Source organism: Salinibacter ruber DSM 13855 (assembly GCF_000013045.1).
GTDB lineage: Bacteria > Bacteroidota > Rhodothermia > Rhodothermales > Salinibacteraceae > Salinibacter > Salinibacter ruber.
Genome location: NC_007677.1, coordinates 1236345 through 1263067, shown reverse-complemented (window position 1 = coordinate 1263067; position 26723 = coordinate 1236345). Strand labels below are relative to the sequence as shown.

General features: G+C 66.7%; 19 protein-coding genes. 11 read left to right on the top strand and 8 right to left on the bottom strand.

Annotation, left to right across the window (positions count from 1 at the left end; translation table 11 throughout):
* Window positions 1–58: 58 nt before the first annotated feature.
* Complete coding sequence (locus SRU_RS05220) at window positions 59–1429, bottom strand: AAA family ATPase (RefSeq protein WP_011403748.1); 1371 nt, start codon at window positions 1427–1429, stop codon at window positions 59–61.
* Window positions 1430–1513: 84 nt separating this feature from the next.
* Window positions 1514–1834 carry a cupin domain-containing protein gene (locus tag SRU_RS05215; RefSeq protein ID WP_011403747.1) on the bottom strand — a complete coding sequence of 107 codons (321 nt, stop codon included), beginning with the start codon at window positions 1832–1834 and terminating at the stop codon, window positions 1514–1516.
* Window positions 1835–2533: 699 nt separating this feature from the next.
* Between SRU_RS05215 and argS the strand changes: the two genes are divergently transcribed.
* On the top strand, window positions 2534–4222 hold the full coding sequence (gene argS, locus SRU_RS05210) for an arginine--tRNA ligase (RefSeq protein WP_011403746.1): 1689 nt from the start codon (window positions 2534–2536) through the stop codon (window positions 4220–4222).
* Between the two features lie 59 nt (window positions 4223–4281).
* On the opposite strand, the gene SRU_RS05205 is transcribed toward argS, so the two are convergent.
* Complete coding sequence (locus tag SRU_RS05205) at window positions 4282–4629, bottom strand: citrate synthase (protein WP_112905180.1); 348 nt, start codon at window positions 4627–4629, stop codon at window positions 4282–4284.
* 172 nt (window positions 4630–4801) lie between these two features.
* Between SRU_RS05205 and lgt the strand changes: the two genes are divergently transcribed.
* The gene (gene lgt / locus SRU_RS05200; protein WP_011403744.1) at window positions 4802–5629 is read left to right on the top strand and encodes a prolipoprotein diacylglyceryl transferase; all 828 of its coding nucleotides are present in this window, start codon (window positions 4802–4804) and stop codon (window positions 5627–5629) included.
* Between the two features lie 3 nt (window positions 5630–5632).
* Here lgt and SRU_RS05195 read toward each other — a convergent pair whose 3' ends face one another.
* Complete coding sequence (locus SRU_RS05195) at window positions 5633–7663, bottom strand: tetratricopeptide repeat protein (RefSeq protein WP_221231565.1); 2031 nt, start codon at window positions 7661–7663, stop codon at window positions 5633–5635.
* A 466-nt stretch (window positions 7664–8129) separates the two neighbouring features.
* On the opposite strand from SRU_RS05195, the gene SRU_RS05190 reads away from it, so the two are divergent.
* The 4 genes from SRU_RS05190 (at window position 8130) to dnaE (ending at window position 15856) form a co-directional block, all read left to right on the top strand.
* A complete protein-coding gene (locus tag SRU_RS05190) occupies window positions 8130–9326 on the top strand; it encodes a DUF819 domain-containing protein (RefSeq protein WP_162892274.1) in 1197 nt (398 codons plus the stop codon).
* A 110-nt stretch (window positions 9327–9436) separates the two neighbouring features.
* Entirely contained in the window at window positions 9437–10939 is a 1503-nt protein-coding gene (locus tag SRU_RS05185; protein WP_231847394.1) for a xylulokinase, read from the top strand.
* A gap of 2 nt (window positions 10940–10941) precedes the next feature.
* The gene (locus SRU_RS05180; protein WP_011403740.1) at window positions 10942–12084 is read left to right on the top strand and encodes a TIM barrel protein; all 1143 of its coding nucleotides are present in this window, start codon (window positions 10942–10944) and stop codon (window positions 12082–12084) included.
* A gap of 271 nt (window positions 12085–12355) precedes the next feature.
* Window positions 12356–15856, top strand: coding sequence for a DNA polymerase III subunit alpha (dnaE, locus tag SRU_RS05175; protein WP_011403739.1), 3501 nt, complete (start codon window positions 12356–12358; stop codon window positions 15854–15856).
* 277 nt (window positions 15857–16133) lie between these two features.
* Here the strand turns inward: dnaE and SRU_RS05170 are convergent, their stop codons facing one another.
* The 3 genes from SRU_RS05170 to SRU_RS05160 all read right to left on the bottom strand — a co-directional run bounded on the left by SRU_RS05170 (window position 16134) and on the right by SRU_RS05160 (window position 19646).
* Entirely contained in the window at window positions 16134–16445 is a 312-nt protein-coding gene (locus SRU_RS05170; RefSeq protein ID WP_221231566.1) for a hypothetical protein, read from the bottom strand.
* A gap of 124 nt (window positions 16446–16569) precedes the next feature.
* Window positions 16570–18090: a hypothetical protein gene (locus SRU_RS05165; RefSeq protein ID WP_237701973.1), complete on the bottom strand. Its 1521-nt coding sequence runs from the start codon at window positions 18088–18090 to the stop codon at window positions 16570–16572.
* 158 nt (window positions 18091–18248) lie between these two features.
* Window positions 18249–19646, bottom strand: a complete 1398-nt coding sequence (locus tag SRU_RS05160; RefSeq protein WP_118828825.1) for a BamA/TamA family outer membrane protein — start codon at window positions 19644–19646, stop codon at window positions 18249–18251.
* 350 nt (window positions 19647–19996) lie between these two features.
* Between SRU_RS05160 and SRU_RS05155 the strand changes: the two genes are divergently transcribed.
* The 5 genes from SRU_RS05155 to SRU_RS05135 all read left to right on the top strand — a co-directional run bounded on the left by SRU_RS05155 (window position 19997) and on the right by SRU_RS05135 (window position 24689).
* Window positions 19997–20734: a type 1 glutamine amidotransferase gene (locus SRU_RS05155; RefSeq protein WP_011403735.1), complete on the top strand. Its 738-nt coding sequence runs from the start codon at window positions 19997–19999 to the stop codon at window positions 20732–20734.
* A gap of 22 nt (window positions 20735–20756) precedes the next feature.
* Complete coding sequence (locus tag SRU_RS05150) at window positions 20757–21218, top strand: SWIM zinc finger family protein (protein ID WP_011403734.1); 462 nt, start codon at window positions 20757–20759, stop codon at window positions 21216–21218.
* A 454-nt stretch (window positions 21219–21672) separates the two neighbouring features.
* Window positions 21673–22002 carry a Smr/MutS family protein gene (locus tag SRU_RS05145; protein WP_162892273.1) on the top strand — a complete coding sequence of 110 codons (330 nt, stop codon included), beginning with the start codon at window positions 21673–21675 and terminating at the stop codon, window positions 22000–22002.
* Window positions 22003–22103: 101 nt separating this feature from the next.
* Window positions 22104–22802: a gamma-glutamyl-gamma-aminobutyrate hydrolase gene (locus SRU_RS05140; RefSeq protein WP_011403732.1), complete on the top strand. Its 699-nt coding sequence runs from the start codon at window positions 22104–22106 to the stop codon at window positions 22800–22802.
* Window positions 22803–22847: 45 nt separating this feature from the next.
* A complete protein-coding gene (locus SRU_RS05135) occupies window positions 22848–24689 on the top strand; it encodes a hypothetical protein (protein ID WP_011403731.1) in 1842 nt (613 codons plus the stop codon).
* Window positions 24690–24722: 33 nt separating this feature from the next.
* On the opposite strand, the gene dnaG is transcribed toward SRU_RS05135, so the two are convergent.
* Window positions 24723–26690: a DNA primase gene (gene dnaG, locus SRU_RS05130; RefSeq protein ID WP_011403730.1), complete on the bottom strand. Its 1968-nt coding sequence runs from the start codon at window positions 26688–26690 to the stop codon at window positions 24723–24725.
* Window positions 26691–26723 lie beyond the last annotated feature (33 nt).

Sequence of the window (26723 nt, the reverse complement as noted above, 5' to 3'; positions counted from 1 at the left end):
CGACGGGTTCCGGCACCACCGGTTCACTCGCGGCCTCCCCGTCGGCTCCACGAAGACGTTACGCTTCGTCGTCGGCGTACTGGTGCGCCCGTTTCACCACGTCCTCGTCGAAGTCGCGCTCCCGCCACTGCGCCAGCCGGTTGGCGACCTGCTCCTCGTACCCCTCTCCGCTCGGATCATAGAAGTAGGTGCCCTGCATTTCGTTGGGCAGGTACTGCTGCGGCGTGTAGTGCTCGCGGTACGCGTGGGGATACTTGTAGCCCTCGCCGTGGCCCAGGCCGTCCTGGTCGCGGCTCGGGTCCTTTAGGTGCTGCGGGATGTCGTCGGTCTGCTCCTCGCGGACGTGGTCGAGCGCGTCGAAGTAGGCAAAAGTGCTGTTGCTCTTCGGGGCCGTGGCCAGGTAGAGACAGCACTCGGCGATCAGGAACTGCCCCTCCGGCATGCCCACGTAGTCAAACCCTTCCGCCGCACTCTGCGCCACCTGGAGCGCCTGGGGATCGGCCAGCCCCACGTCCTCGGCGGCGAAGATGAGCATCCGCCGCAGGATGAAGCGCGGCTCCTCCCCCGCGTACAGCATCCGGGCGAGCCAGTAGAGCGCCGCGTCGGGGTCGGACCCGCGCAGGCTCTTGATGAAGGCGCTGATGGTGTCGAAGTGCGCATCGCCCTCCTTGTCGTAGAGCACGGCCCGTTGCTGGATCGAGTCCTCCGCCACGTCGAGGTCGATGTAGACGGTCCCTTCGGCGTCCGGCGCGGTGGTTTCGACGGCCAGCTCCAGGGCGTTGAGCACCGAGCGGGCGTCGCCGTTGGCCGTGCCAATGAGGTGGTCGAGCGCCTCTTCGGTAATTTCCACATCGCGGTCGCCGTAGCCGCGCTCCGCGTCGGTCAGCGCCATGGCCGCCACCTGACGGAGGTGTTCTTCTTCAAGCGGCTCCAGCTCAAAGACGCGCGAGCGGCTCACCAGTGCGTCGTTGACCTCGAAGTAGGGGTTCTCGGTCGTGGCGCCGATGAAGGTGACGGTGCCGTCCTCCACGTGCGGCAGCAGCGCGTCCTGCTGGGCCGTATTGAAACGGTGCACCTCGTCGATGAAGAGGATGGTGCGCGTCTGGTGGTGCTTGAGGCGGTTCTTCGCCTTCTGGATCGCCTCCCGGAGGTCGGTGACGCCGCTCAGCACCGCGTTGAGCGAGGTGAAGTGCGCCTCGGTCGTCCGGGCAATGATGCGTGCAAGGGTCGTCTTGCCCGTGCCGGGCGGGCCGCAGAAGAGGACGGAGGTCACCCGATCCGCCTCGATGGCCCGGCGCAGCAGCTTCCCCTCCCCGATGAAGTGCTCCTGTCCCACGAACTCGTCGAGCGTGCGGGGGCGCATGCGGTCGGCCAAGGGGGCACGCTCCTGGCGGGCCTGCTCGGCCTGTTCGTCGAAGAGATCGGGCATGGGCGATCGACGGGGGGGGCATTCTGACACGAACAACGCGAGGGCAGGCCCAACCCACCGGGCCGGGCTGCGTTTTCCAGCGGCTTACTGGTAGTCCTCCCGGACGGGGCTGAACACGTCGAGGATCTCGCACGCGGTGACGGCGCGGCCCGAGTGGGGCGTGTCGGGCGGAATGACGGCGACGCGGCCCGGCGTTAGGGGTTCGGTCGTGCCGTCGATCGTAAGCTCGAACTCCCCCGCCACGACGATCGAGATCTGCTCGTGGGGGTGGCTGTGCTCGGGAAAGGATGCGCCGGCCTCGACCTCCCAGCTCGTCACGGTCATGTTCTCGCCGTGCAGAAACGCGCCCAGGTACCCGGGCATCTTCTCGGAGCGGTCGAGGGCGTCGAAGGAATGAACAGGCATGCCGGGGCGGCGTGTGAGACTCAGGAGTGCAATGCCTCATACCAACCGCCCGGCGCCTCAAATCGTTGCGTTCCGTCACGGCCTTGGACGCCAGATCATCTCAGGATCCACACTGTCCGGCGGGGTGAAGACGGGCATGTTCGTCCCCGGCGGCGGCTCCGTATACAGCAACATTCCCGGGTCGACTTCAGCCGCCTCGAATGCCTTCATCCTGGCCCCTTTGGCAGCAACGAGGGAATCAGGGCCCGACGGGAGCGAATCGACGAGGATCCGGCCCGGCTCCTCAAGACGAGTTGCGTGATCCGCCCCCTGCGTGGTCCCTGACGGAGACCCAGTTGGGGATTTTCTCTGGAGCCCCTGCGCACAGCCGAGCACGACAAGCACCAATCCAACGAAAAGAACGGCAAGCTGAACGATTTGGGACACGGATGCAGTCAAGGGGCAATGGGCAAGACCTGTTTCTGCGATGAAAACCACCACGTCGCCCAAATTATTACCTCCATGCGAAGAGCGTTGCTGAGCACAGAGGCACCTTTACCAAGAAACGCCTCGGAGCAGTTTTCCATGCCTCCAAACGGACAGCCTCGATCCGTTGCGTCCACAAAAACCCATCGAAACGGCGAGGCGGCCATTTCGGAGCATCCGCCGGTTCTATAGGTTGGGGTCGTATCACCGAAACCGTTCATCCATCATGCCCCCATGAAAGACTACCTCCGAACGCAGATCCGCCGTGTGCTCGACGCCCTGGGCGACGTGCCGGACGACTTCGAGATCGAGCTTGAGGCGCCGGACCGCCCGGAGCACGGCGACCTGGCCACGAACACGGCCCTCCGCCTCGCCAGCGTGCTCGGCGACAACCCGCGGTCCATCGCCGAAACCCTGGCGGAGCGGCTGCGGGAACGCGTCGACCCGGCTCGCATCAAGAGCGTGGAGGTGGCGGGGCCCGGCTTCGTCAATTTCCGCTTCGCGCAGGACTACCTCTTCGACGGGCTCGCCGACCTCCTGGCACAGGGCGACACGTTCGGGCAGACGGACGCCGGGGCCGGGGAGCGCGCACTGGTCGAGTACGTGAGCGCCAATCCCACCGGCCCCCTCAACGTGGGGCACGGCCGCAACGCGGTCCTCGGCGACACGATCGCCAACCTGTTGGCCTGGACCGGCTACGACGTCACGCGCGAGTACTACTACAACGACGCCGGGCGCCAGATGCGCGTGCTCGCCCAGTCGGTCCGGGCCCGCTACGAGGCACTGGCGGGCAACGTCCCCACCACGACCCTCACGCTCGACGACGACACGACCGTGGAGGTGCCCGAGACCTTCCCCGAGGACGGCTACCTCGGGCAGTATATCGTGGAGATTGCCCAGGCCCTCTACGACGAGCACGGGGACGCCCTCTGCGCCACCGACGACCTGGCGCCGTTCCGGGCGGCCGCGGAGACGGCCATTTTCGGCGACATCGAGGCCACCCTCCGCGCCCTCAACATCGACATGGACGGCTATGCCAACGAGCAGGCCCTCCACGACGAAGGGCGGGTCGACGCGGTGCTCGACGGCCTCGCCGACGCCGGCTACACCTACGAGGAAGACGGCGCGCTCTGGTTCAAAACCACCGAGTTCGGCACGGAGGACGACACGGTGCTCGTGAAGCAGACCGGCGAGCCCACGTACCGCACCCCCGACATCGCCTACCACACCGCCAAGTTCGAGCGCGGCTTCGACCTCATGGTCGATGTCTTTGGGGCCGACCACCACGCCGCCTACCCGGACGTGCTGAGCGCCCTGGACGTGCTCGGCTACGACACGGACCGGGTCGACGTGATTCTCTACCAGTTCGTCACGCTCGTGCGGGGCGACGAGCCCGTCAAGATGAGCACCCGCCGCGCCAACTACGTCACGCTCGACGACCTCATCGAACAGGTAGGGGCGGACGTGACGCGCTTTTTCTTCCTGATGCGCTCTCCCGATACGCACCTCAACTTTGACCTGGAGCTGGCGGAGGAGGAGAGCGAGAAGAATCCTGTTTTCTACCTGCAGTACGCCCACGCCCGCATCTGCTCGGTGCTCGACAAGGCCGAGGAGGTGGGCTTCTCCCACGACGAGGACGCCGACCTCGCCCTGCTGACCCACGAGGACGAGATTGCCCTCATCAAGGAGCTGCTCCGCTTTCCGCGGGAACTACAGAACGCCGCGGACGCGCGGGCGCCGCACTTCGTCCCCAACTACCTGCGGGACGTGGCGACCGCCTTCTCGCAGTTCTACGACAACTGTCGCATTATTGGGGAAGAGCAGGAACTGGCGTCGGCCCGCATGCGGCTTGCACTGGCCGCAAAGACGGTCCTCAAGAACGGGCTCACGGTGCTCGGCATCTCCGCCCCCCGACAGATGTGAGGACGCCGGACGACAGCGAAGAGAACTGAATCGGTCTTGTCGCCCCCCGCGTGTTCTTCCTACGCCACGACCGGCCGGGAAATGGACGCACCGTCCAGAATGGCGTCGAGCTCGAGCATCGTCACCGCCCCGTCGAGCAGGGCATCGAGCCGGAGCACCTCGTCGGAGTCCAGCACGACCGTGGGGTGTCCGTCCACCCGGAGCTGCCACCGACAGTCGCGCTCGCAGTGGTAGACTTCACTCGCCAGCGATCGCGTGGTGTCGCGCAGGCCCGGCACGTCCGACGATGCCAGAATCCAGCTCGTGCCCCCGAACCGCAGGCGGACGCGGCCCTGCGTCGTGCGCTCCACGGAGCCGTGATCGGTCGCAAAGAGAACGGACGTGTCGGACGGAACGGAAGAAGCCATGAGGGGGTGGATCAAGGGTCCTAAGGATGCAACTGGCTATTTAGATCGAATCTAAATCGCCGAGGTTTCTGAATCCGGCATCGGCGTGTGTAAAGGTTAGACGAAGCCCTGAACGCGACGGGGCGGAATCGCTTGGTACAGTGCCAATTTTTTCACTTCCCCCACCGCTCGCATGCTCCTGCAGATCCACTGGGATGTCGACCCGACGATTTTTCGTTGGGGCGTTCTCGCCCCGCGCTGGTACGGCCTTCTATTCGCGCTGGGCTTCCTGATCGGCTTCTACCTGATGCGGCACGTCTTCGAGCGGGAGGGCAAGCCGGAGGAAGACCTCGACTACCTGCTGTTTTATCTGCTGGGGGGGACGATCTTCGGGGCCCGCCTCGGACACATTCTGTTTTACGCGCCGGGGTACTACTTCAGCAATCCGCTCGAAATTCCCATGATCCAGCGGGGCGGGCTCGCCAGCCACGGGGGCCTCATCGGCGTCGTGCTGGCCATTTGGCTTTACTGCCGGCGCCGCGAGGACCAGCCATTCCTGTGGCTGCTCGACCGCCTGGCCGCCCCGGTCGCACTTACCGGCAGCCTCATCCGCCTCGGCAACTTCTTCAACTCCGAAATTCTGGGCGTGCCCACCGACCTGCCCTGGGGCGTGGTTTTCGAGCGCGCAGCCCGGGTGCGGCGGGGCATTGAGGCGGTCCCCCTCCATCCCGTGCAGCTCTACGAGTCGATCTGCTACTTCCTCGTCTTCGGGCTCCTGTGGCGCCTCTATCAGCAGCAGGGGGCCGAGACCCCACGGGGACAGCTGGTGGGGCTGTTCTTCACGCTGATCTTTGGCGTCCGCATCGTGCTGGAATTCTTTAAGATGCGGCAGATCCACTTCGAGGCGGCACTGCCGATGGGGCTTAGCATGGGCCAATTGCTCAGCGTGCCCGCCGTGGCGGTGGGCCTTTGGCTGTGGCAGCGGGCCTCCACTCCCTCCTCGTCCCCCGCTCGTGCCTGAGCCTCAGTCGTCCTGTGGTCGGTTTCGGTCTTGGGTCCGAATCCCCCGCGTCGTGTCGGCACGCCGGCGGAGCTCCTCGGCACTTATCGAGTCCCCTGCCGCCTTGGTGAGGGAGAGGCCCCGCTCGGTGGCCGTGGCGCGCACCGCCGACACCCGCTCCACAAACGCTGAGCGGCGCGGCCGTAGCGCTTCGGCCTGCTGCACGGCCCACCGGACCCCCTCCCAGACATCCATGCCGGCGTAGGCCTCCGCAAGAAGCGCGTACAGGGCATGGCTCTCGTCGTTGAGGGGCTCGCAGCGCCCCCGAAGCACCCGACGCGCCTCGGCGTGCCGATTCATCCCCAACAGGGCCCGCGCCTTCGGCAGATACAACAGCCAGTACGATTGCTCCTGTAGGAGCGAGTCGGCCCGCGTCAAGGCCCGCTCGTACTTCTGCTGCGCCAACAACTGACGGAGCATTTTTACCTCCGGCGGGGCGTACGCGCTGGCCAGGGCACGTGCCCGTCTGAAATCTTCCCGGGCCCTCAACGTGTCCCCCTGCGCCTGCTTGAGCTCTCCCAGCTCGTAGTACAGGGGGGCGTACGGCTCGGCCAGCCGTGCAGCCAGTTGGAGGCGGGCGTTTGCGGCGCCGAGTCGGCCGGCCCGCCGGTGGGAACGGGCCTCCTCTGCGAGCCGCAAGGCCCGCTCCGGGACGGTGCCCGGGGCGATCCGGCTGGCCAATCGCCATCGCTGCAAATCATTTAGGAGGGAAACGTCGGTCACCTTTTCCAGCGCTCGGCCCCACGCGTCGGCGAACCGCGTCTGGTCCTCGGCGAGGCGTGCATTCATCGCCGCAATGACTTCGAAGTAGGGCTGGGGCGCCGCCGGCCGTCGCAGTCGAAGGCTTTTCATAATTTCCGCCCCGAAGACCTCGTTCCGCTCCCGGATGTTCTCATTTACGAGGCGGACGACCTCCCGAAAGCCTGCGGCCCAGCCTTCGGACCGGAGTCGACGCTGCAACTCGGCGTGGCGCGGGCTGTCAAGCGCCGCTGGCTGAAGGGGATCGACCTGCGGGGTTGAGACCGCGAAGGCTGAGTCTGGAGTGACGAGCAGTTGTGTCAAGGCGGCGAGGTAGAGGCGGAGTCTCGGATTGTCGTACGTTCCGCGCAGGAAAATGCGCAGGGTTTCTCGGCGATAGGTGCTGCGGACGTCGGAGTAGAGTTGGTCGGCGGAGTGGACGAGGGTTTCGATTCGGTTCTGGACCGGCAGGTCCGTTTCCGCCCTCGCTTCGGCGTAGGAGACCAGAGCCGGCCGGATCGAATCGAGGCGCACGCGAAACGAGTCGAGGCGGGCGAGCCCCGCGGCGTCGGGCTCGGACACGAGGTCCCGCCGTAGCGTTCGAAACCGCGACCGGGCCTCGTCGAGAACCTGCGTGCTGGCGGTGTCGAGAAGCGCCTTTGCCTCGTCTACGAACGAAAACGACGGGGTTTCGGGGCCGTGGAACGGGCGGAGGGCCCTAATGGCACGGAGGGGCCTGCCGACGTTCAGGTGCCGTTGCCCCTCCTGATAGGCCCGCCGGAGGAACGGATACGCTGGGGCGTACTGCTCCCTCAGCGAAAGCCCGCTCGTCGTGTCGATCGTGTGGCGGAACGTGACCGGGGCGAACCAATCGATCCGTGACTTGGGCATCGACATGACCGCAGCACGCGCCCCCCCCTCTCCTCCGACTAGCGTCAGGGTCTCGGGGACGAGTGCCGAGGCGTCCTGCACCGGAGTGATATTCTGCAAGGTTTGTTTGTCGTCGGGGTCGAACGTCCAGTCCCCAGCCGGCCGGACTGCAAAATAGACCCGGTCTGACGCCCGGACGACGCTCGTATCTGGCGGGACCGTGCCCTTTTCGTCGGCGTGGCCGATGGTCACGCGCCGCGCGTCGCCGAACACACCGCCCTCCTCGTACAGGAGCTCTACAGTTTGGGCGTGGAGGGGACCGGCCCCCCCAATGATTCCCGTCATGCAGATCAGGAAAGCCCCGAAGAGTCGGTGGTAGGCAATCATAGGTGAGCGCGTGCCGGTGGCATCCGTCACTTAACAGAGAAAGGAGGAGGACTACAGGATCGGCGTGCCCGCCGAGATCGGCGACCGTGGAACCTGTGCCTTCGTCCGATCGGCCCGAACTCAGCCCGTGCGTTCACTGGGGCGTGTGCTGCAGCGACGGCCACGCTCCCGGGGCTTCCTCCACCGCCCTGCATTTCGACACGCTAAACTGTTTCTTGCGCACAAGCCGTTGCGGCTTCGTCCACGCATTAAGCAACTCCACCCCCCACCCCAAACGCAAATAATCGGCTCATCTTTAAGAGGGGGTTCCCTGTGGGGTGTCGCTAATTTTTCCTCGTCCATCCCGATGCCGCACGCATCGTGCTCGTCCCAAACGCTCTGCCTCCCTTCTGCAGTTGACCCTCTCCTCACGCTGTGCCAGATTGTGGGCGGTTTCGTCACGGTCTCTCCATGTCTCTCCTGCCTTGTGTTTGCCTCCCCCCTTGTCTCCGAGCCGATGGCGATCATCGCGCTCTTCAGTGCCATCCTCGGCATCGTCTTCTGGCTGGACTCGTTCGAGGTCTTCGAGCCCGCGTTCAAGTACCTCCCGCCGGTCATCTGGGCCTACTTCGTGCCCATGCTGTGCACCACCGTCGGCCTCACCCCGGCCGAGAGCCCGGTGTACGACTGGATGTCGGCCTACCTGCTGCCCTTCTCGCTTTTCCTCCTCATGGTCACGGTCGACCTGAAGGCCATCCTCCGCCTGGGGCCGATGGCGCTGTTCATGATGTGCGCGGGAACGCTCGGCATCATCGTGGGCGGGCCGGTCGTGTTCGCGCTGTTCGGCCCGTTCTTCGAGGACCCGGTGGCCTGGAAAGGGTTTGCCGCGCTCTCGGGAAGCTGGATCGGGGGCACGGCCAACATGGTGGCGATGAAGCAGAGCTTCGGCACCCCCGACAGCACGCTCGGGCCGCTCCTGGTGGTAGACGTGGTGGCCGGGTACGGCTGGATGGGCGTGCTCATCTTCCTGAGCGCCTACCAGGCCCACTTCGACGACTGGATCCAGGCGGACACGTCGGCGATGGACCGCCTGAACGAGAAGATGAAAAACATGGAGGACCAGCTGCGGCCCGTCACCCTGCGCGACCTCGCGTTGATGATCGGCCTCGCCCTCGCCGCTACAGTAGCGGCTAAGACCATCGGGGCTACGATGCCGGAAATCGGCACTGCGGACGCCACCGTCATCAGTACGGACACCTGGGCGATTCTCCTCGTGGTGACGGGCGGGCTTCTGCTCTCGTTCACTCCCCTCCAGGAGATGGAGAACGCGGGGGCGTCCCGGCTCGGCTACTTCGCGCTGTACCTGCTCCTCACGTCCATCGGCGCGAAGGCCGACCTCGCCGCCGTGCTGGACGTCCCCCTGTACCTGCTGGCGGGGGTCTTGTGGATCCTCATCCACATCGCCTTCCTGCTGGCCGCCGCCCGGATGGTGAAGGCTCCCCTCTTCTTCGTCGCCACCGGCAGCATGGCCAACGTGGGCGGGGCCGCCAGCGCCCCCATCGTGGCGGGCGTCTACCTGCCGGCAATGGCGCCTGTGGGCCTGCTCATGGGCGTGGCCGGCTACATTCTAGGCATCTACGCCGCGCTCGGCTGTGGCTGGCTGATCGGGCTCGTGGCGGTGTGATCCACGACGCGTACGACCGTGCCCCCATGCGCCGGTCTCCCATCGGTGGTGAGACCGAAGGCAGGACGGCCCCGAAACACACATTCTCGTTCACCTGCCGTCTTCCTTCCATGCTTCTCGGCTACGACATCGGCAGCTCGGCGATCAAGGCCGCCCTGCTGGATCCCGACACCGGCAACACGGTGGCCTCCGCCCGCGCCCCGTCGGACCACGAGATGAGCATGGACGCCCCGCGCCCCGGCTGGGCCGAGCAGCCGCCCGCCCGCTGGTGGCGCCACATGCAGGCCGCCACGGACGCGCTCCGATCGAGGCCCGACGCCGACCTTCAGGCCGTGCAGGCGATCGGGATCACCTACCAAATGCACGGGCTCGTGCTCGTCGATGAGAATCACGAGGCGCTCCGTCCGGCCATCATCTGGGCCGACAGTCGGGCGGTGGACATTGGGAGGGAGGCCTTCGGGGCGCTCGGCACGGACTGGTGCCTGCGCCACCTCCTCAACAGCCCCGGCAACTTTACGGCCGCCAAGCTGGCCTGGGTGCAGCGGAACGAGCCGGACGTGTACGACCGGGTTCACAAGGCCATGCTGCCCGGCGATTACCTCGCCCTTAGGCTGACCGGCACCGTCCGCACGACCCCGTCGGGCCTCTCCGAGGGCACGCTCTGGGACGTCCAGCGGCAGGGCCTGGCCGTCGACCTGCTCGACTACTTCGACCTCGACCCGGGCCTCTGGCCGGCTCCCGTCCCGACCTTTTCCGAGCAGGGCACCGTCACCTCCACCGCCGCCGCAACCGTGGGCGTGCCGAGCGGCATTCCCGTGGCCTACCGGGCGGGCGACCAGCCCAACAACGCGTTTTCGCTGAACGTGCTGGGGCCCGGCGAGCTGGCCGCCACCGCCGGCACGTCCGGGGTCATTTACGGCGTCGGCGACACGCCGGCCTACGACCCGCAGTCTCGCGTCAACACCTTCCTCCACGTCAACCACGAGCCCGAGGCGCGTCCCCGCTACGGCACCCTCATGTGCGTGAACGGGACCGGCATCCTGAACCGGTGGCTGCGCGGGACCCTCGCCGGCGCCAACGGCCTCTCCTACCAGGAGATGAACGCGGAGGCCGCCCAGGCCCCCATCGGGGCCGAGGGGCTCACCGTGCTCCCCTTCGGCAACGGGGCGGAGCGCACCTTGGGCAACCGCGACCTCGGGGCGTCGGTGCACGGGCTCAACTTCAACGTCCACGACCGGTCGCACCTGCTCCGCGCCGCGCAGGAGGGCATTGTCTTCGCCCTGCGCTACGGCCTCGACATCATGCGCGACATGGGCCTCTCCGCCGAGACGATTCGGGCCGGCCACGGCAACATGTTTCGCAGCCCGCTCTTCGCCACCGCCTTCGCCACCCTCACGGACACGACCGTCGAGCTGCTTCGCACCGACGGGGCCGAAGGGGCCGCCCGCGGGGCCGGGGTGGGGACCGGCCTCTATGCCGCCCCGAGCGATGCCTTCGGGGGCCTGGAGCCCGTGACGACGGTGCCCCCAAACCCCGAACAGGCCCCGGCCTACGCGGAGGCGTACGCCCGCTGGACCGACACGCTCGCTCACCAACTCAACCGCCCAACCTGACCATGTCCGACCCTTCGCTTCACAGCCTCTGCCGCTGGACCTTCCACGAGGGCACGGGCCGATTCGTCCCGAGCGGCGTCCGCCCAGCCTGGGGGCCGGACCAGTTCGACACCGTCGACTTCGTCCGTCTGGTACAAGATGAAGTGGCGCCGCGCCTGCCCGAGCACGTGGAGCTGGGCGTGGAGCTGCACTACGACAACGAGTATAACGAGGAGAATGCGGCGGACATCGCCGACGCCCTGGACGCAACGGGCCTGAGCCTGGCAATGGTGACACCGGGGGCCCACCTGCACTACGCCTACGGCGGGATCGCGTCGCTCGACCCCGACGAGCGCGAGGCGGCCGAGGCGTTTTCCAGGCGCAGCGTCGAGCTTGCCTACGGCCCCCTCCGCCCCGGCTGGAACGACGACCCGGCCAAGGCCCCCTCCCTCGTCGTGTGGAACGGCTCCTTCGGGTACGACCTCGCCACCCCCGAGCTGCGGCGGATGTACCAGAACCTGAAGGAAAGCCTGGCGACACTGTGCCAGTTTGAGGCGGAGCAGGGCGGGGCCCTCTTCATTGCCCTGGAGCCGAAGCCCAACGAAGGGCACCCGGCCCTGCTCCTTCCCACCGTGGCGAGCGCCATCGTCATGTGGTACCGTATCGCAGACGAGTTCGACGTGTCCCTGGACCGGAAAGGCATCAACAAGGAGATCGGCCACTCCGAGATGGTGGGCCTCGACCCCGTGCACGATACGATCGAGGAGCTCGACAACGGGATGATGCACCACACCCACCTCAACAGCCAGGGCTACAACGACGGCATCTCGATGGGCGGCCCCGGGCGGTTCGACATCGACCAGGCCGCCCGCATCAACGGACTGAACATCGCCATGGCCCGCCTCATGCAGGACGCCGGCTTCGACCGCTGGAAGGGCCATGACGTGCAGGCCCGTCCATACGACGACACCAGGCAGGCCCTGGGCCGCGCGGTGCGTAGCATTCTCAGCTGGGAGGCCTGCGAGCACGCCGCCCGAAAGCTCGATGCCGACCTGCTGCACGACTTCCTCGCCGGCCGGGAGACGGCCCAGGCCGAAGACCTGATGCGCGAGGCCGTCGTGTCGGCCCAGCACTGGTTCGACGACCACTTCGAGCCGATCGCGTAGCCCAGTGGGCCCCTGAATGGTCCCGCCCGATCTGCCGATTTGGCCGCTCCCACAGACGACCGCGCCCCGGCCGCACAGGGGACCGCTGCGTCGGCGGGCCCCACGGACAGTGTGCCCTCACCCCGGCTCGCGAAACGGAGCGGGCCGGCGACGCGCCCTGATGGGAAGACGCCGGGAATCCATTGATTCCCGAGCGGGCGTCGTTTTAGTTGGGCACTGGACCTGAAGCCTCTCCGCCCCGGAACCGTCCCCCCTGACGCCCCGCGCTCGTATGCCCAACTTTTCCCACCTCCACTGCCACACGCAGTACTCCCTGCTCGACGGCGCCGCCGGCATCGACCACCTCATCGAGAGCGCCGAGCGCCGCGACATTCCGGCCGTCGCCATTACTGACCACGGCAACCTCTACGGCGTTCCGGAGTTCTACACCACGGCCCAGAAGTCCGATGTCCAGCCAATCATTGGGTGCGAGTTTTACCTGACGCCGAGCGGCATTCAGGACCAATCCGACCCGACTCGCTATCACCAGGTTCTCCTGGCGAAAAACCAGACCGGCTACGAGAACCTGATGCAGCTCTCCTCCACCTCCTTCCTGGAGGGCTTCTACTACAAGCCGCGCATCGACCTTGACCTCCTCCGCAAGCACCACGAGGGGCTCGTGGCCACCACCTGCTGCCTGCAGGGCCAGGTGCCGCAGATGATTCTGAACCAGGGCGAGGAGGCGGCCCAGGAAAAGTTTGAGGAGTACCTGGACATCTTCGGGGACGACTACTACATCGAGATCCAGGACCACGACATCGACGACCAGCACACCGTCAACGAGGTGCTGCTGCAGTGGGCCCGGGCGTACGACGTGGAGGTGCTGGCCACCAACGACGTCCACTACGTCGACCAGCAGGACCACGAGGCACAGGACATCCTGCTCTGTTTGCAGACGGGGGACGACTACAACGACCCCGACCGGATGCGCTTCAGCAACGACCAGTTTTACCTGAAGGACTCGGCGGGCATGATGGAGGCCCTCACGGGCATCCCGGAGGAGTTTCAGCGCGAGGCGCTCGTCAACACCAACAAGGTGGCCGACAAGTGCTCGTTCGACCTTCCGATGGGGGACCTCCTGATGCCCCACTACCCCATTCCGGAGGGGTTCGAGGACATGGACGGGTACCTGCGCCACCTCACCTTCGAGCGGGCGAAGGAGCGCTACGGCGACCCGCTGCCGCAGACGGTCGTCGACCGGCTCAACCACGAGCTCGGCATTATTGCCGACGAGGGCTACTCCGGCTACTTCCTCATCGTCCAGGACTTCACGGACGCGGCCCGCGAACTCGACGTGCGCGTGGGGCCGGGGCGGGGCTCCGCCGCCGGCAGCTGCGTGAGCTACTGCCTCGGCATCACCAACGTGGACCCGCTCGAATACGACCTTCTCTTCGAGCGCTTCCTCAACCCGGAGCGTGTGTCGATGCCCGACATCGACATCGACTTCGACGACCGGGGCCGCGAAAAGGTGATCGACTACGTGGTGGAGAAATACGGGCAGGAGAATGTCTGCCAGATCGTCACCTTCGGCACCATGGGCGCGAAGACCGCGGTGCGCGACGTGTCGCGCGTGCTGGACATTCCGCTGGACCGCGCCGACGAGATTGCCAAGATGATCCCCGACGGGCCGGGCGTGGACCTCGAACAGGCCTTCGACGAGAACCCCGACTTCCGCGCGCTGAAGGACGCAAACAACCCGGAGGTCAGCAAGATGATGCAATACGCAGAGGTGCTGGAGGGGTCGGTGCGGCATACCGGGGTCCACGCCGCCGGCGTCATCATAGCCCCCGGTGAGATCAGCGACTACGTGCCCGTCTCCGTCGCCAAGAGCAAGGGCGAAGAGGTGGTCACGACCCAGTACGACGGCGACTGGGTGGAGGAGTTCGGGCTGCTGAAGATGGACTTCCTCGGCCTCAAGACGCTCACGCTCATCGAAGACGCCGTCGAGCTCGTCGAGGACACCCGCGACGTGGACCTCAACATCGACGACATTCCGCTCGACGACGAGGCCACGTTCGAGCTCTTTCAGCGCGGGGATACGGTCTCGATCTTCCAGTTCGAGTCGACCGGCATGCGGGAGCACCTCCGCAAGCTGAAGCCGACGGAGATCGGCGACCTGATCGCCATGAACGCGCTCTACCGGCCGGGGCCGATGGAGAACATCCCCACCTACGTGGCCCGTAAGCACGGGCAGGAGGAGGTGGAGTACCCCCATCCGCTGCTGGAGGACATTCTGGAGCCGACGTACGGCATCGCCGTGTTTCAGGAGCAGGTGATGCAGATGGCCCGCGAGCTGGCCGGCTTCTCCCTCGGCGAGGCGGACATCCTGCGCCGCGCGATGGGCAAGAAGAAGGAGAAGCTCATGCGCAAGCAGCGGGAGAAGTTCATCAAGGGGTGCCAGGCGGAGAATGACATCCCGGAAGACGAGGCGGACGAGCTCTTCGACATCATCAACGAGTTCGCCGGGTACGGCTTCAACAAGTCTCACTCGGCCGCCTACTCGCTGGTCGCCTACCGCACGGCCTACCTGAAGGCCCACTACCCGCCGGAGTTTATGGCGGCGGCGATGACCAACGAGATGGACAACACCGACAAGCTGTCGAAGGTGCTGGAGGAGGCGCGCAGCATGGGCCTGGAGGTGCTCCCGCCCTCCATCAACCGGAGCCAGTCGCGCTTCACGGTGGAGCAGGGCCCAGACGGCGCGTACCGCGTCCGCTTCGGCCTCGCGGCGATCAAAAACGCGGGCGAAAAGGCAATCAACGCCCTGATCGACGCCCGGGAGGAACACGGCCCCTTCGACTCCATCTTCGACCTCACGAAGAACGTGGACCTCGGCACGGTCAACAAGCGCACGCTGGAGGCGCTCGCCCAGGCCGGGGCCCTCGACGACCTGGAGGGCCACCGCGCGCAGCTCATGGAGATTATGGACAAGGCCGTGCGCTACGGCCAGAAGGTGCAGCACGACCGCATGGCCGGTCAGAACTCGCTCTTCGGCAACGGCGACGCGGGCACCGAGGCGATGCAGCCGGGCCTGCCGGACGTGGAAACCTGGGCCAAGTCGCAGCGCCTGAAGGAGGAGCACGAGGTGCTGGGCTTCTACGTCTCCGGCCACCCGCTCGACGAGTACCGCGCCGAGGCCGACGCCTTCGCCACCGCCCACTTCGGCGAGCCGGACCAGCTCGAACAGGTCATCGAACAGGCCGCCGGGGGCGACGGCCGCAACCGGGGGCCCGTCCGCACCTTCTGCGGGATCATTACCGAGGTGGACCGCAACACCACAAAGTCCGGCAAGCCGATCGCGTTCGCCACGATTGAGGACTTCACCGGCCAGGGCGAGATGGTCATCTTCTCCAGCATCCTCGACCGCGTTCAGCCCTACCTGGAGGTCGACAACGTCGTCCTCGCGAAAGGCAACGTGGAGGTCCGCGGCGGCACCGTGAAGGTGCTCGCGAAGGACCTCACCCCGATGTGGAAGGTTCGCGAGCAGATGGTGAGCGAGGTGATCCTGACGGTGGACCTCGACCAGGTGATGCCCGACGAGCTCCAGACCTTCCGGCAGCTCTGCGAGCGGACCGAAGGCAACTGCACGCTCTACTTCGACGTGGATGCCCCTGAGCTTCGGGGCCAGGAGCGCCTCCGGAGTCGCGCCTACGTCGTGGAGCCGACCGCCGAGTTCATGCGGGGGGCCCAGCGCATCTTCGGTCCCGACAACATCGCCCTGAAGGGGAACTGAGCGCCGTCTCCGCTTCCTACGGCGTTCGTCCGGGGCGTCGGCCGGTCGGTGGTGCCGAACACGCCCGCCGTACCCGCCCGGCGCCCCGGCCGTCCGCCCGATATGCCGGGTACGGAACGGTGAACCGGAGGGACACGGAGCCTCGGGGCCGTGAACTGCCGGAACGCATGGACGAAGCCGGGATCGGTGTTCAACTTCCCCGACTGCGCGTAGCACTGCTGCTTTCCGTCCTCCAACGCAGGGTCACACACAGTGCAGGGTCACACACAGTGCAGGGTCACTCAAGCAGCGTGACGGTCGTTGGGGTTGGCTGATCCTCGGTCTCCACAACCTCGACACGCACCTTTTGGTTGGGGCCCAGAGAGTCAAAGGGGACCTCCAAAAAGTTTTTCAGCACCTGCGTCGTGTCCGTGAAGGCAAGCTCCATGGTTCCTTCGTCCGGCACCTCAACGTGGACCATGCGCGCTTCGGCGTCCACCTCGGCAATCGTCCCGTTGTAGGCCTCAGTGTCCATTGGCGATTCCTCCGCACTTCCACATCCTACGACGACAAACAGGACGGGTACAATCCAGACCTTCGAGAATGACATAACATTGGGCACTTTTGCTTGGAGAGGAAAACCATCATTTAGTATGGCGTGACGTTAGGAGAAATTCAACTTTCACGTCCGTTCAAGGTCTTTTTCCTCCCAAATCTGCGTTTTGTAGGGCCGATTACGGCCTCTCCGCCGTGGAGGGGGCCGTGCGCTCGACCCCAACCACCCGGCGACGCAATTTCCCCCCCGGCGACGCCTGCCCCTGCTCGGTCTGGCGCACATAGACACGGGTGGTTCCCGCTCGGGGCGTCACCAGGGAGGCGCGAAGGTAGGACGGGGAGTAGTCGGGAAGCGGCACCGCCTCCCGGCTTGAGGTCATGCGAGTCAAAACGGGGCTCACCGCGTCCGCGCGGTTGTCGTAGGCCCGCCACGTGACCGTGCGCCGGAGAGTGTCGGGCGCTTGTCCGTGTGCGGCGCGCAGGTCCTCGAAGGTGAGCCGTCCGGACCGGACCGCAAATCGATCCAGGCCCCCTCCCCAGTCCAAAAACGCCTGCCCGATGGCATCCCGTCGGGCGAGGAGGGTGCGGACCATGTAGTCGGCCACCTCCGCCGACGAGTAGTTGGCCGTGGAGACGATGACACGCAGGTCCTCGCGGGAGAAATTCCGGATCTTCTTCGCGGCCCAGAACGCATCGGCGGGGGTGGTGCGCTGAAACGCGAGGTTGGGCCACTCGGGACGCCACGCCTGCGGATCAAACCCGCCGATGCCGAAGCGACCGAGGGCCGGGTCGTCGGGCGGCTCAACCTCCGCCCAGTCCCCACCGCTGAGCCCAAGCGTGCCGATGCGCTCGAAGATGCGGCCCAATTCGAGCACGTGCTCGTGCCCCGACCACTCCGACTTCGGCGTCGCGCCTGCACTGCCGAGCGTGAGGTGTAGGTCCGCCAGGTAGTGCCGCACAAAGCGGCGTCCCTCCACCTGCACCCCCACATCGAGGGTATGCCGGGGCCGAATCTTGCTGTGGTGAATCCAGGCCGCAACGATCCGAAGGCCCCGCAGCTCACGCCGGTCTTCGTGGGGAAACACGTCGTTCCCGTCGTCCGCACGGGTCCCCTTAAACTGAAACGGTCCGATGCGGCGCTCAACATCCGGGATTCGAGTTACGAGCGCCCGGTACGTGCCGTCCGGACGCTGGGCGGCCGACGCCAGAAGGCTGTCCACACGGGACTGCGTAACACCACTGTCCGGCTCCGGCACCAGCCGCCCCGCCCGAACGCGACGCAGCCAGTGCTGCGGCACGTTGTAGCCGAGCGCGTGCAGCAGGCGACTGCTGATCATGGCGGCGCCCGTCGCCATCTCCGGGTGCGCGGGCGCGTCGAAGAGAATCCGAAAGGGGCGTCCCGTGGTGTCCCGAATGATCGCACGGGGCAGCCCTCCCGGGGGGCCCAGCTCCACCACGCGCCACGGGGATCGCGCCGACGGCCCCGGCCCTTGGTTGGGGCCCTGTCGGAGGGCGGCCGGCGACATGGGGGACCGGTAGTGCCGATTGGTGTACCAGGACGAGTTGGGCACGCCCCCGACCGTGTTGACGTTCTTCGCCGGTACGGCGTACTCCCCCGGCACCCCAAAGCTCCGTTCAAAAAACTCCAGGGGCCCAATCCCACGGTCCGACGGGGTCGGCTCCGGGAAGGGCATGTCCATGCGATCGGGGTCGTGCCACAGCGGGTCATCGGAGAGAAACCGCTGCGCGGCTGCGGACGAGGGGCTCCCGCCGAGAAGCGCCAACAGGCACAGCAGCCCTCCGGCCCACCGGACCCGCAGCCCACGAGTTGAACCGAAAAACGCGGCGCACATGGTGATTAGAAGAGAGAGCCTAGGTCAAGGTGCAGCTCCCATCCCTCTCGTCCCCGGGCCACGTCGACGCGCCCCAGCGTTTTCCCGTCGTTCTTGACCCGAAACCCAAGGCCGTACCCGAGGTGCGGATCCGCAGCATCGACGTCGCGAACGTCGCGAAACACGTGCCCCACGTCGGCGAAGACCGCCATGTCGATCCAGTGCCAGACCTGGCACCGCACCTCTCCGTTCGCCAGCAGCACGTTTCGGTCGCGGAACCGCCCCGACGGGTATCCCCGGAGGGATCGGGCCCCCCCGATGGATTGCAATCGATAGAACGGCACACGCCCGCCCCCCGAGTGGGTGACCGACGCAAACTGGCGAAAGGAGAAGCCGTGGAGCAGCTCTTTTCCAATCGGCACGAACTCCCGAACATCGAGCGTGAAGCGGGTAAAGTCGACGTCTTGTCCGCGCATGCTCAAATTGTGTGTCACCTCGGAGGCCAGGTAGAATCCGCGCGATGCATCGAGCGACACCCCGCGCAGTCGGGGCTCCGTCGGGGCAAATCGGTGTCCGAAGGCGCGGGTGTACGGCGTGTCGCGGGCGTCAAGCTCGAAGAACGCCCCGAGCATGAGGTAGTCCACATCGTCCCCTATGCCGGGGAGGGTCGCCCCGAACTGATCCGCGACCGTCGGCCGGCCGCCCTGCCCGGTCCCGTACCGGTTCGCCTGGTACGAGACGTGTCCCCCAAGAAGTGCACTGGGGCGGGGCGACCATCCCAGAAGCCCCCCCACAACCCCCTGGTCCAACCGGAAGCCGGCTTCCGTGTCCACCTGGCTGTCGGGACCGACCCCGTAGAAGCTCTCGCGGGGGCGGTGCTGATACCGGGCGTACGCGTATCCCACGTAGGGCCCAAAGACGCCCCCAAAGCGCATCCCGGTTCCGTAGTACCCCCGGAGGCTCCCAAGAAGCTCCGCCTCGGCGAGGCGCTGCTCCCCCGCCCAGAACGTCGGGGCGTAGAGCACCCCTGCCGTCGTTCCGGCGTTGCCCTCAAGCCCCCCAAAGACCGGGTGGAAGTCGGCAATCTCCACCCGGGGCACATCGAGAATCAGGCGGTGGGGCACGACGGCGCCACCGAAGCTACTCACAAACGACACGGCCCGCTCTACGAAGGACGGCCTGTGCTCCTCCATCGACTGGGCCTTCTGGCGACGCACGCGGCGCCACCGGGCCGCCCGACTGGTATCGCGTACGCCCTCCTGGTTCCAGGAGGAGTCGGGGACTGTCCTCGACCGGTCCGGGCGGGACGTCGGCTGCGCCCGTGCTGTTCGCGGTGTTGACCATGCCCCAAGGATCAGGGTGGTCACGAGCGCGATCCCGAGGACGGTGACGCGACGAATGGGCCCGGGGCTGGGACCAGTCATTTGGGCGGAGACAATGGGGATCGTGAACGCAGCGGCGTCGGGAGTGCGAACACTGACACGAGGGGCCCTATAGAAAGTTTTCACGGTTCCCCGGGGCGGAGCGCCGAATGGGCAGGCCGTCACTCACTCCCCCCCTGCTTTCCGCGGGGTCGGAGAATGCCTTGCTCATCTGCGCCCGCCGGGGGACGACTTCTTGGACCTCCGTGGTATAGACGCTACGGACGAGCCGGCTTTCAGTCAAGGGCCCTCCGGGTTCGGCGCATCGCTTGTCCTCGTCCAAGGGCCGGAACGCACTTCGTTCTCGGCGGTGATCTACGTGAGAATCTGTTGAACCGAACGCACCTTTCGAGATGCATCTTGCCCTCATCGACGCATCGCTCGGCACCCCTCACGCCCAGCGCAACTTCGAGCGGGAAGTCGATGCGTCCCTCACCGTCTACAACGCGAACGAGGGAGAGATGCCCCCACCCATCGGTGAGCCCGCTCCCGTTCAGACGGACGGCGAGACGCCTCCGTCGTTTGACGGCGCCATCATCAGCGGCTCACAGTCCTCCGTTTATGACAGCCACCGGGCCTGGATACAAGAGCTGAGCCGGTGGGTAGAGGGGGCCATCTCCGACGGCCTGCCCCTTCTTGGCGTGTGCTGGGGCCACCAGCTTCTCGCCCAGATCCTAGGGGGGACCGTTCGCGGGGGCAGCTATGAGCTGGGCTACATCGAGGTTCAACAGGAGGCGGACGATCCGATCTGGAACGGGCTTCCGGATCCCTTTACCGTCTTCGCCACCCATTCCGACCACGTGGTGACGATGCCGCCCGACGCCCGCCTGCTGGCCTCCAACGAGACGGGCGTACAGGCGCTCCGCTACGAGCAGGTGTACGGCGTGCAGTTCCACCCCGAGTACGACCTAAAGACCGCCGAGGCCATGATTCACTCGAAGGACCTGTCCGGCCGCAAGATCCAGCGCGCCCTCGACACCTGTACGGACGCCAACGTGGAGGCGGCCGGGACCGCCACCCGCGTTTTTGAGAATTTCCTCGACCACGTGGCCTCCGCCCCCGAGACGTCCTCTTCTCCCCTGAACGCATAATTCTGGTTTCCCTTCAGCCATCATGACCACTCTTCCCGTCACCAGGGACCAGCTCCGGGAGCACACCGCGGGCGGGTCCTTCGAGCGCGGCCGGCAATACTTCCACGACGGGGCTGTGCAGTCCGTGGAGCGAACCGACGATCACACCTTGAAGGCGAAGGTACAGGGAAGCAACGTGCACCCGTACGTGGTGACCGTTCAGTTCGAGGCCGACCACATCGCGGCTGTTGAGTGCACGTGTCCGTATTACGAGGGCTCCTGGTGCAAGCACGTCGTCGCCACTGTACTGAAGGTGCTCGACAGCGACGAGGTGCTCAAATCGGACCCTGCCGCGGTCGCCGATCTTCTAGCGGACATGGATCGGGACCAGTTGAGCACCCTCATCGAGCGGCTCGTGGAGCACGCCCCCCGTCTCCTGGACCAGATCGAACGGGAGCGGGCCCGTCTGATTGGAGAGTCCGATCCGTCCGACGGCACTGCGTAGGCCCGTTTCCGTGCCCTCCGTGCGACGCCCGGGTGCAGGGCCGTTGATCAGTGCCAAGGCGGGCGCCTCCGTCGACTCAACGTCGCGTCTGCCGGCCTGGGCGGCGTGATGGTGTGTCCTTTCTCCGCGGGCACGGCCGCCCTGCCGCCTCCGCTGCCCCGCGTCGGCGCGGCACTCCCGGATCCGATTCACACCAACCGTTCTGCCCTTCGCCGACGTAGAAACGCACCGTGGGCGCCGCCTTACCATCGTGCCCCAACGACCGATGCCTCGTCCGGGCGGACGCGGCGAAGCGTTCACACACTTCCCGATGGCTGTTGCGGGGCCCCTTCCAGTGCTCCGTACACAGCACTGCCCCTCCACGGGGACCGTTTCGGACCGGGCTCCCCCCGAATCTCTTCTCGGCCGGGAAGGTACCACACACGCACTGCTTTTATGCCCCACCCCGAGGCCCATGGCGACGCCCACGCTTGACGACGACGGTTCCACGGTGACCCTCGACCTGCACGGCCTGTCGGTCGACGAGGCCCTCGACGTGACCTACACCACGCTTCGTCTCGCCGAGACCCGCGGGCGGAGCCAATTGAAAGTGATCCACGGCTCCTCCACCACGCAGGGCCAGCGCCGTACCATCAAGAGCGCCCTGCACGATCAACTCGATCGTGGATCCCTCGGCTCCCACGCGACGAACATCATCCGTTCCCGCGACACCCTCACCCTGGCCCTCGACCTGACGGCCCCCTCCGACCCGACCCCCATCACGCTGCGCGACGTGCGGCCTTGAGGGCCCCCTCGACTGGGGCCGCCTGCCGTCTTCCGGTCGGATGGCACGCAATTTGACCCTACCCTCCACCCGTCTTCCTGCACCGCTCTTCGCCGTCGCCCATGCCCGCTCACATTGGCATTACGACCGCCCACACGGACGGGACTCAGCGTCTGGACCGCCGGTACACGGCGGCCATCGAAAACGCCGGTGGGGTCCCCGTGGTGCTCCCCATCACCGCGTCCGACCGGACGGTCGAGGAGACGCTGGGCCGCATTGACGGGCTGGTGGTGCCGGGGGGGCCGGCCGTCTCCGAAGGCCTCACCGGCCCGCTCCCCGAAGAGCTCGACGCCCTCGGCCCGCAGCGGGCCGCGTCGGACCGCCGCTGGATTGAGGCCTGCTGGCAGGCCGGGCGGCCCATTCTGGGCATCTGCTACGGTATGCAGCGCCTCAACGCCCTCGCAGGGGGCACGATTTACGGAGACGTAGAGGCTGAACACGAGGGCGCGCAGACGCACAGCCAGAAACGTGGGGCCACGACGCACCCCGTAACCCTGCATTCGTCCTCCCACCTGCATCGGTGGCTCGACGTCGACACCCTACCCGTGAACACGCGCCACCTCCAGGCCATCGCGACGGTTGGGGAGGGATTTTCGGTGGTGGCCACGGCCCCGGACGGGGTGATCGAGGCGATCGAACACGAGAGTGGACGCCTGTTCGGCGTTCAGTTTCATCCCGAACGCATGGGGGACATCACCCGACCGCTCTTTCGGGCGTTTCTAGGGCACGCCCGGACGGCCTCTGTCCCTTCCTCGGCCTGACGGCCCGCGCCCTCGCTTCTCGTCGGTGTTCACGACTGCACTGTTATGCGCCTCCCCTTCTGGTCCGACCAATCCGACGACGGCGTCGACGCGTCCTCCCCCGAGGCCGCCCGGCTCATTCGTCGTCTCTCGGCCGTTATGCTCAGCGGGGTGACGTTGCTCGTCGTTTTGAGTGCAGTCGCGCCGTTCTCCCCGGGCCAGTCCCAGGTTCTCTCCGACCTTCCGTTCTTTCCCTCTCCCCTGTTTCAGGGCCCTGCCCCTTCGGACGCGAGCCCGGCTCCCGTCCTGGCAGACCGGTCTTCGCATCCGTCGACGAAACTCGCCCCCTACTTCACCCCGTCTGCCCCCCTCGCGACAAGCCGCAATCCGGAGATCCTCCGGCAGTTTCACGACCTGTTGGACCAGTACGTCCACCGGCAGGCCCACGACGACAACTTCACGATTCGGGTCATCGACCGCCGGACGGACGAGGTGCTGGAGCTGTTTGCGCTCACGGACCTCCGGGCCGCGTACGAAAACGGCGCCCCCGTAGACTGGAACACGGTCGATGAGCGGCGCCACGAGGAGATGGACCGGCTCGTGGACAAGTACGAGCGGCGTGGCGTTCCCCTCGACGACATCATCGTCCGCTGGGGACGGGCCAATCAGGTCGAAACCGCCCACGAGCGCGATCGGGCCTACCGGGCCTACGAGCGCCGACTCGCCGAGCACCTGGGACTGAGCCTGCTCGCGACAGAGATCGGAACCGTTGAGACGTTCAACCAGGATCACCTCGTGTCGACGGCGGGGGCCGTGAGCCGCTACCAGATGCTGCCCTGGATCCTGCGCCGGGGCGGCGTGACCGAGTACACGCTTCCGACGGAGGCCGACGCCTGGGTGCGCGTCCGGGAGGAGCGCAACCCCCTCCTCGTGCTGGAGCCCGCCTTCCTGTTGCTGCGCGGCTACGCCAACGCCGTGGGGCACGAACTGCCGGGCCTGTCCGCCTACCACGCCGGGCCCGGCAACATCTTTACGCTGTATCGCGCGTTTTACACCTCGGACCACTTTACCGCCTCCTCGACCGTGGCGGACGCCTACGCCTGGGCGGTGACGGAGGGCTTCGACACGGTGCGCGACGGATCCACCTTCGGCGGCGACTCCCGCGGCTACGTCCCCGCCGCGTACGGCGCCCTTACGGCCCGCGACGACCGCCCGGTGGACCAATCCCCCCCACTCCAGGCCGTCCGGTTGCAGGTGGAACCGGGCACCTCAGTGACGCTGCGCGATCTTCTCGCCCCCCTCGACACCACGGCCCGGTCGCTCGATTGGGGGCCGGCCGCCGACACCGCCCGGACGACATACGACCGCTTCCGCGCGCTGAACCCCCACATCGACCTGCCGGCCTCCCCTCGCAGGTCCATTCCGGAGGCCGGCAACGTACGGTTTGTCTCTACCATCGACGGCAAGGCCGTGCGCTTCTTCCTCCCGCTGGGAGCCCCCGATGTGCTCCGCGCCGCGGGGATTCGGGCCCTCGACTCGCCCGCGACCTTTCGGTACGACGCCTCGACCTACGCGGGGCCCAGCCCAAGTCAGGTAACCCGATGGGATCGGCAGTACGAGGCCCTGGTCGACGACATCGCCCACTTCGGCTTCACCAAGGACAACCGCGAGCGCCTGCTTCAGCTCCACGACCGCTTCGAGACCCTCGCCGAACAGCGACCGACCCGGTACCGCCGCCGCCAGCTTCGCATTATCAGCACGCACCGACGGCTCTGGATGTCCAGTCCCTGGCAGGACCTGGCCGACGCGACGACCCGCGCCACGGGCCGAATGAAGCTTGAGGGCCGTCCCCCCGACCTCTCGTCCACGGTCCCCGCCGTCCCCGATACGCTCCGGCGACGGCCATAGTCTCGCGGCGCGAAAGCGTCGCGCGGCGGCCTCTCAGTCCTCGAGAAACTCACCGCGCTTGATGCCCTTCCGGAGCTCCTGCAGCGACATCATCTTTTGCTGTAGGCGCTGGACCTCCTCGTCCGCCCCCTGCTGGCTCGCCTGATACATCCGCTCGCGGACCGCCTCGATGGCCTCGTCGACACGGTCCATCTTCAAAAACTTCATCGCGCTCCGGGCCGCCTCGTAGGGGCGGTCGTTGAGGTGGGGCACCGAGATGTCCTCCTTCTGGGCCCAGTGCTCGGAGGCCTCATGCTCGTCCATCATGACCGACGCGCCGAGTTGCTGAAGCGCCTCGCCGTGCTCGCCATTGAGAATCTGCTGGGGCCGCACCGTGCCGTCCTCGTACATCTCGGCGAAGGCGCGCGCAAAGTCACGGGGCGCCCCCTCCGAAAACTCGTCCAGCGCCATGTGCCCCAGCACGAGACTCACCATGCGACGCCCGTTCTCCAGCATGAGCCGAAACAGCACCCGCTCTTCCGGGAGCAGCGCGGGGCCGGACGCCGTCTTCCCGGTCGTGGAATTGGGAGGCGGGGGCGACGCGCCGTTCCGGTCGGGCGGGGCGGCCTGCTCCCCCGATGGCGACGCGCCCTCCTCCGCCTGTCTCTGCTGACGCTTTTGCTCTCGCTTTCGTTGCCGCTGGGCCCGGCGCTCCATCTGCTCCCGTTCCTCCTCCAGCATGCGGAACAGGTCCGAGTCCGGGACGCCCGTGACCTCGCTCGTGTGGGCCACGTACTCGCGCCGAAGATTCGGGTCCGGAATCCGGGCGACCGACTCGATAATCTCGCGTTGAACCTCCACCCGATCCTCTGGGGTTTCTAGGACCCCGTTGCGGCGGGCCCGCTGGTAGGCGAACGACGGAAGGTCCTGCCGGTGCTCCTGAACGTAGTCGGAAAAGGCATCGCCCCCGTGCTCCTGAACGTACTCGTCCGGGTCATTGCCCGCGGGAAGTTCTACGGCGTAGGCCCCCAGTCCCGCCTCCAGGACACGCTCCATCCCCCGCAGGGCCGCCCGCTCCCCCGCCTCGTCGGCGTCGTAGAGCATCACCGCCCGCTTGGCGTACCGGTCGAGCGTGCCGATCTGCTGCTCGGTGAGGGCCGTGCCGCTGGAGGCGACGACGTTTCCCACCCCGGCCTGCGACAGACTAATCACGTCCGTGTACCCCTCCACGAGCAGAACCTCGTCGGTTTTGCGGATGGCCTGCTTGGCCTGGTGCAGGCCGTAGAGCACCTCCTTCTTGTGGTAAACCTCCGTCTCCGGCGAGTTGATGTACTTCGGCTGGTCGCGCTCGTCGTCGGGATCGAGGATGCGCCCGGCAAAGGCCAGCACCTTGCCGATGTGGGAGAAAATGGGAAAGATGATCCGCCCGCGATACCGGTCGTAGTACCCGCTCCCGTCGTTGCGCTCGATAATGAGCCCCGCCTTTTCGAGCGTCTCCCGGTCGATCTGCTCCTCCTCCGCGACCGTCAACAGGGCGTCCCACTCGTCGGGGGCGTAGCCGAGCCCGAACTGTTTGATGGTCTGCGGGGTGAAGCCGCGCCGGCGGAGGTAGTCGAGCGCGGGCCGCCCCCGGTCGGACTGCGTGAGCTGGCGATAGAAGAAGCGGGCCGCGAAGCGCAGGGCGTGCAGAACGGCCTCGCGCTCGTTGGCCGCGTCGGGGTCGGTCTCCTCCTCCGGCAGCGGAACGCCGTACCGGTCGGCCAGCATCCGCACGCTTTCCAAGAACCCGACCCCCTCGATCTCCTGAACAAACTTGAAGGCATCCCCCCCATTCTGGCAGCCGAAGCAGTAGTAGAGGTTCTGGTCCGGGTCGACACTGAAGGAGGGGGTGTCCTCGTTGTGGAACGGGCAGAGCCCCATGTACCGCGACCCGCTCTGCTTCAGTTGGACGTAGTCTTCCGCCACCTCCACGAGATCAACCGCGGTGCGGACCTCTTCAATTTTTTCGTCCGGGATGGCCATGACTGGGGAAGCACCGTGCAGGAGACACGGCAC

What these genes read in the sequence shown, in the direction of transcription:
- SRU_RS05180 (WP_011403740.1), top strand. Translation starts at nt 10,942, where the DNA reads ATGTCCGACCCTTCGCTTCACAGCCTCTGCCGCTGGACCTTCCACGAG.
- SRU_RS05170 (WP_221231566.1), bottom strand. Translation starts at nt 16,445, where the DNA reads ATGTCATTCTCGAAGGTCTGGATTGTACCCGTCCTGTTTGTCGTCGTA.
- dnaG (WP_011403730.1), bottom strand. Translation starts at nt 26,690, where the DNA reads ATGGCCATCCCGGACGAAAAAATTGAAGAGGTCCGCACCGCGGTTGAT.
- SRU_RS05155 (WP_011403735.1), top strand. Translation starts at nt 19,997, where the DNA reads ATGCATCTTGCCCTCATCGACGCATCGCTCGGCACCCCTCACGCCCAG.
- SRU_RS05220 (WP_011403748.1), bottom strand. Translation starts at nt 1,429, where the DNA reads ATGCCCGATCTCTTCGACGAACAGGCCGAGCAGGCCCGCCAGGAGCGT.
- argS (WP_011403746.1), top strand. Translation starts at nt 2,534, where the DNA reads ATGAAAGACTACCTCCGAACGCAGATCCGCCGTGTGCTCGACGCCCTG.
- SRU_RS05145 (WP_162892273.1), top strand. Translation starts at nt 21,673, where the DNA reads ATGGCGACGCCCACGCTTGACGACGACGGTTCCACGGTGACCCTCGAC.
- SRU_RS05135 (WP_011403731.1), top strand. Translation starts at nt 22,848, where the DNA reads ATGCGCCTCCCCTTCTGGTCCGACCAATCCGACGACGGCGTCGACGCG.
- dnaE (WP_011403739.1), top strand. Translation starts at nt 12,356, where the DNA reads ATGCCCAACTTTTCCCACCTCCACTGCCACACGCAGTACTCCCTGCTC.
- SRU_RS05215 (WP_011403747.1), bottom strand. Translation starts at nt 1,834, where the DNA reads ATGCCTGTTCATTCCTTCGACGCCCTCGACCGCTCCGAGAAGATGCCC.
- SRU_RS05150 (WP_011403734.1), top strand. Translation starts at nt 20,757, where the DNA reads ATGACCACTCTTCCCGTCACCAGGGACCAGCTCCGGGAGCACACCGCG.
- SRU_RS05160 (WP_118828825.1), bottom strand. Translation starts at nt 19,646, where the DNA reads ATGACTGGTCCCAGCCCCGGGCCCATTCGTCGCGTCACCGTCCTCGGG.
- SRU_RS05165 (WP_237701973.1), bottom strand. Translation starts at nt 18,090, where the DNA reads ATGGACATGCCCTTCCCGGAGCCGACCCCGTCGGACCGTGGGATTGGG.
- lgt (WP_011403744.1), top strand. Translation starts at nt 4,802, where the DNA reads ATGCTCCTGCAGATCCACTGGGATGTCGACCCGACGATTTTTCGTTGG.
- SRU_RS05195 (WP_221231565.1), bottom strand. Translation starts at nt 7,663, where the DNA reads ATGATTGCCTACCACCGACTCTTCGGGGCTTTCCTGATCTGCATGACG.
- SRU_RS05205 (WP_112905180.1), bottom strand. Translation starts at nt 4,629, where the DNA reads ATGGCTTCTTCCGTTCCGTCCGACACGTCCGTTCTCTTTGCGACCGAT.
- SRU_RS05140 (WP_011403732.1), top strand. Translation starts at nt 22,104, where the DNA reads ATGCCCGCTCACATTGGCATTACGACCGCCCACACGGACGGGACTCAG.
- SRU_RS05185 (WP_231847394.1), top strand. Translation starts at nt 9,437, where the DNA reads ATGCTTCTCGGCTACGACATCGGCAGCTCGGCGATCAAGGCCGCCCTG.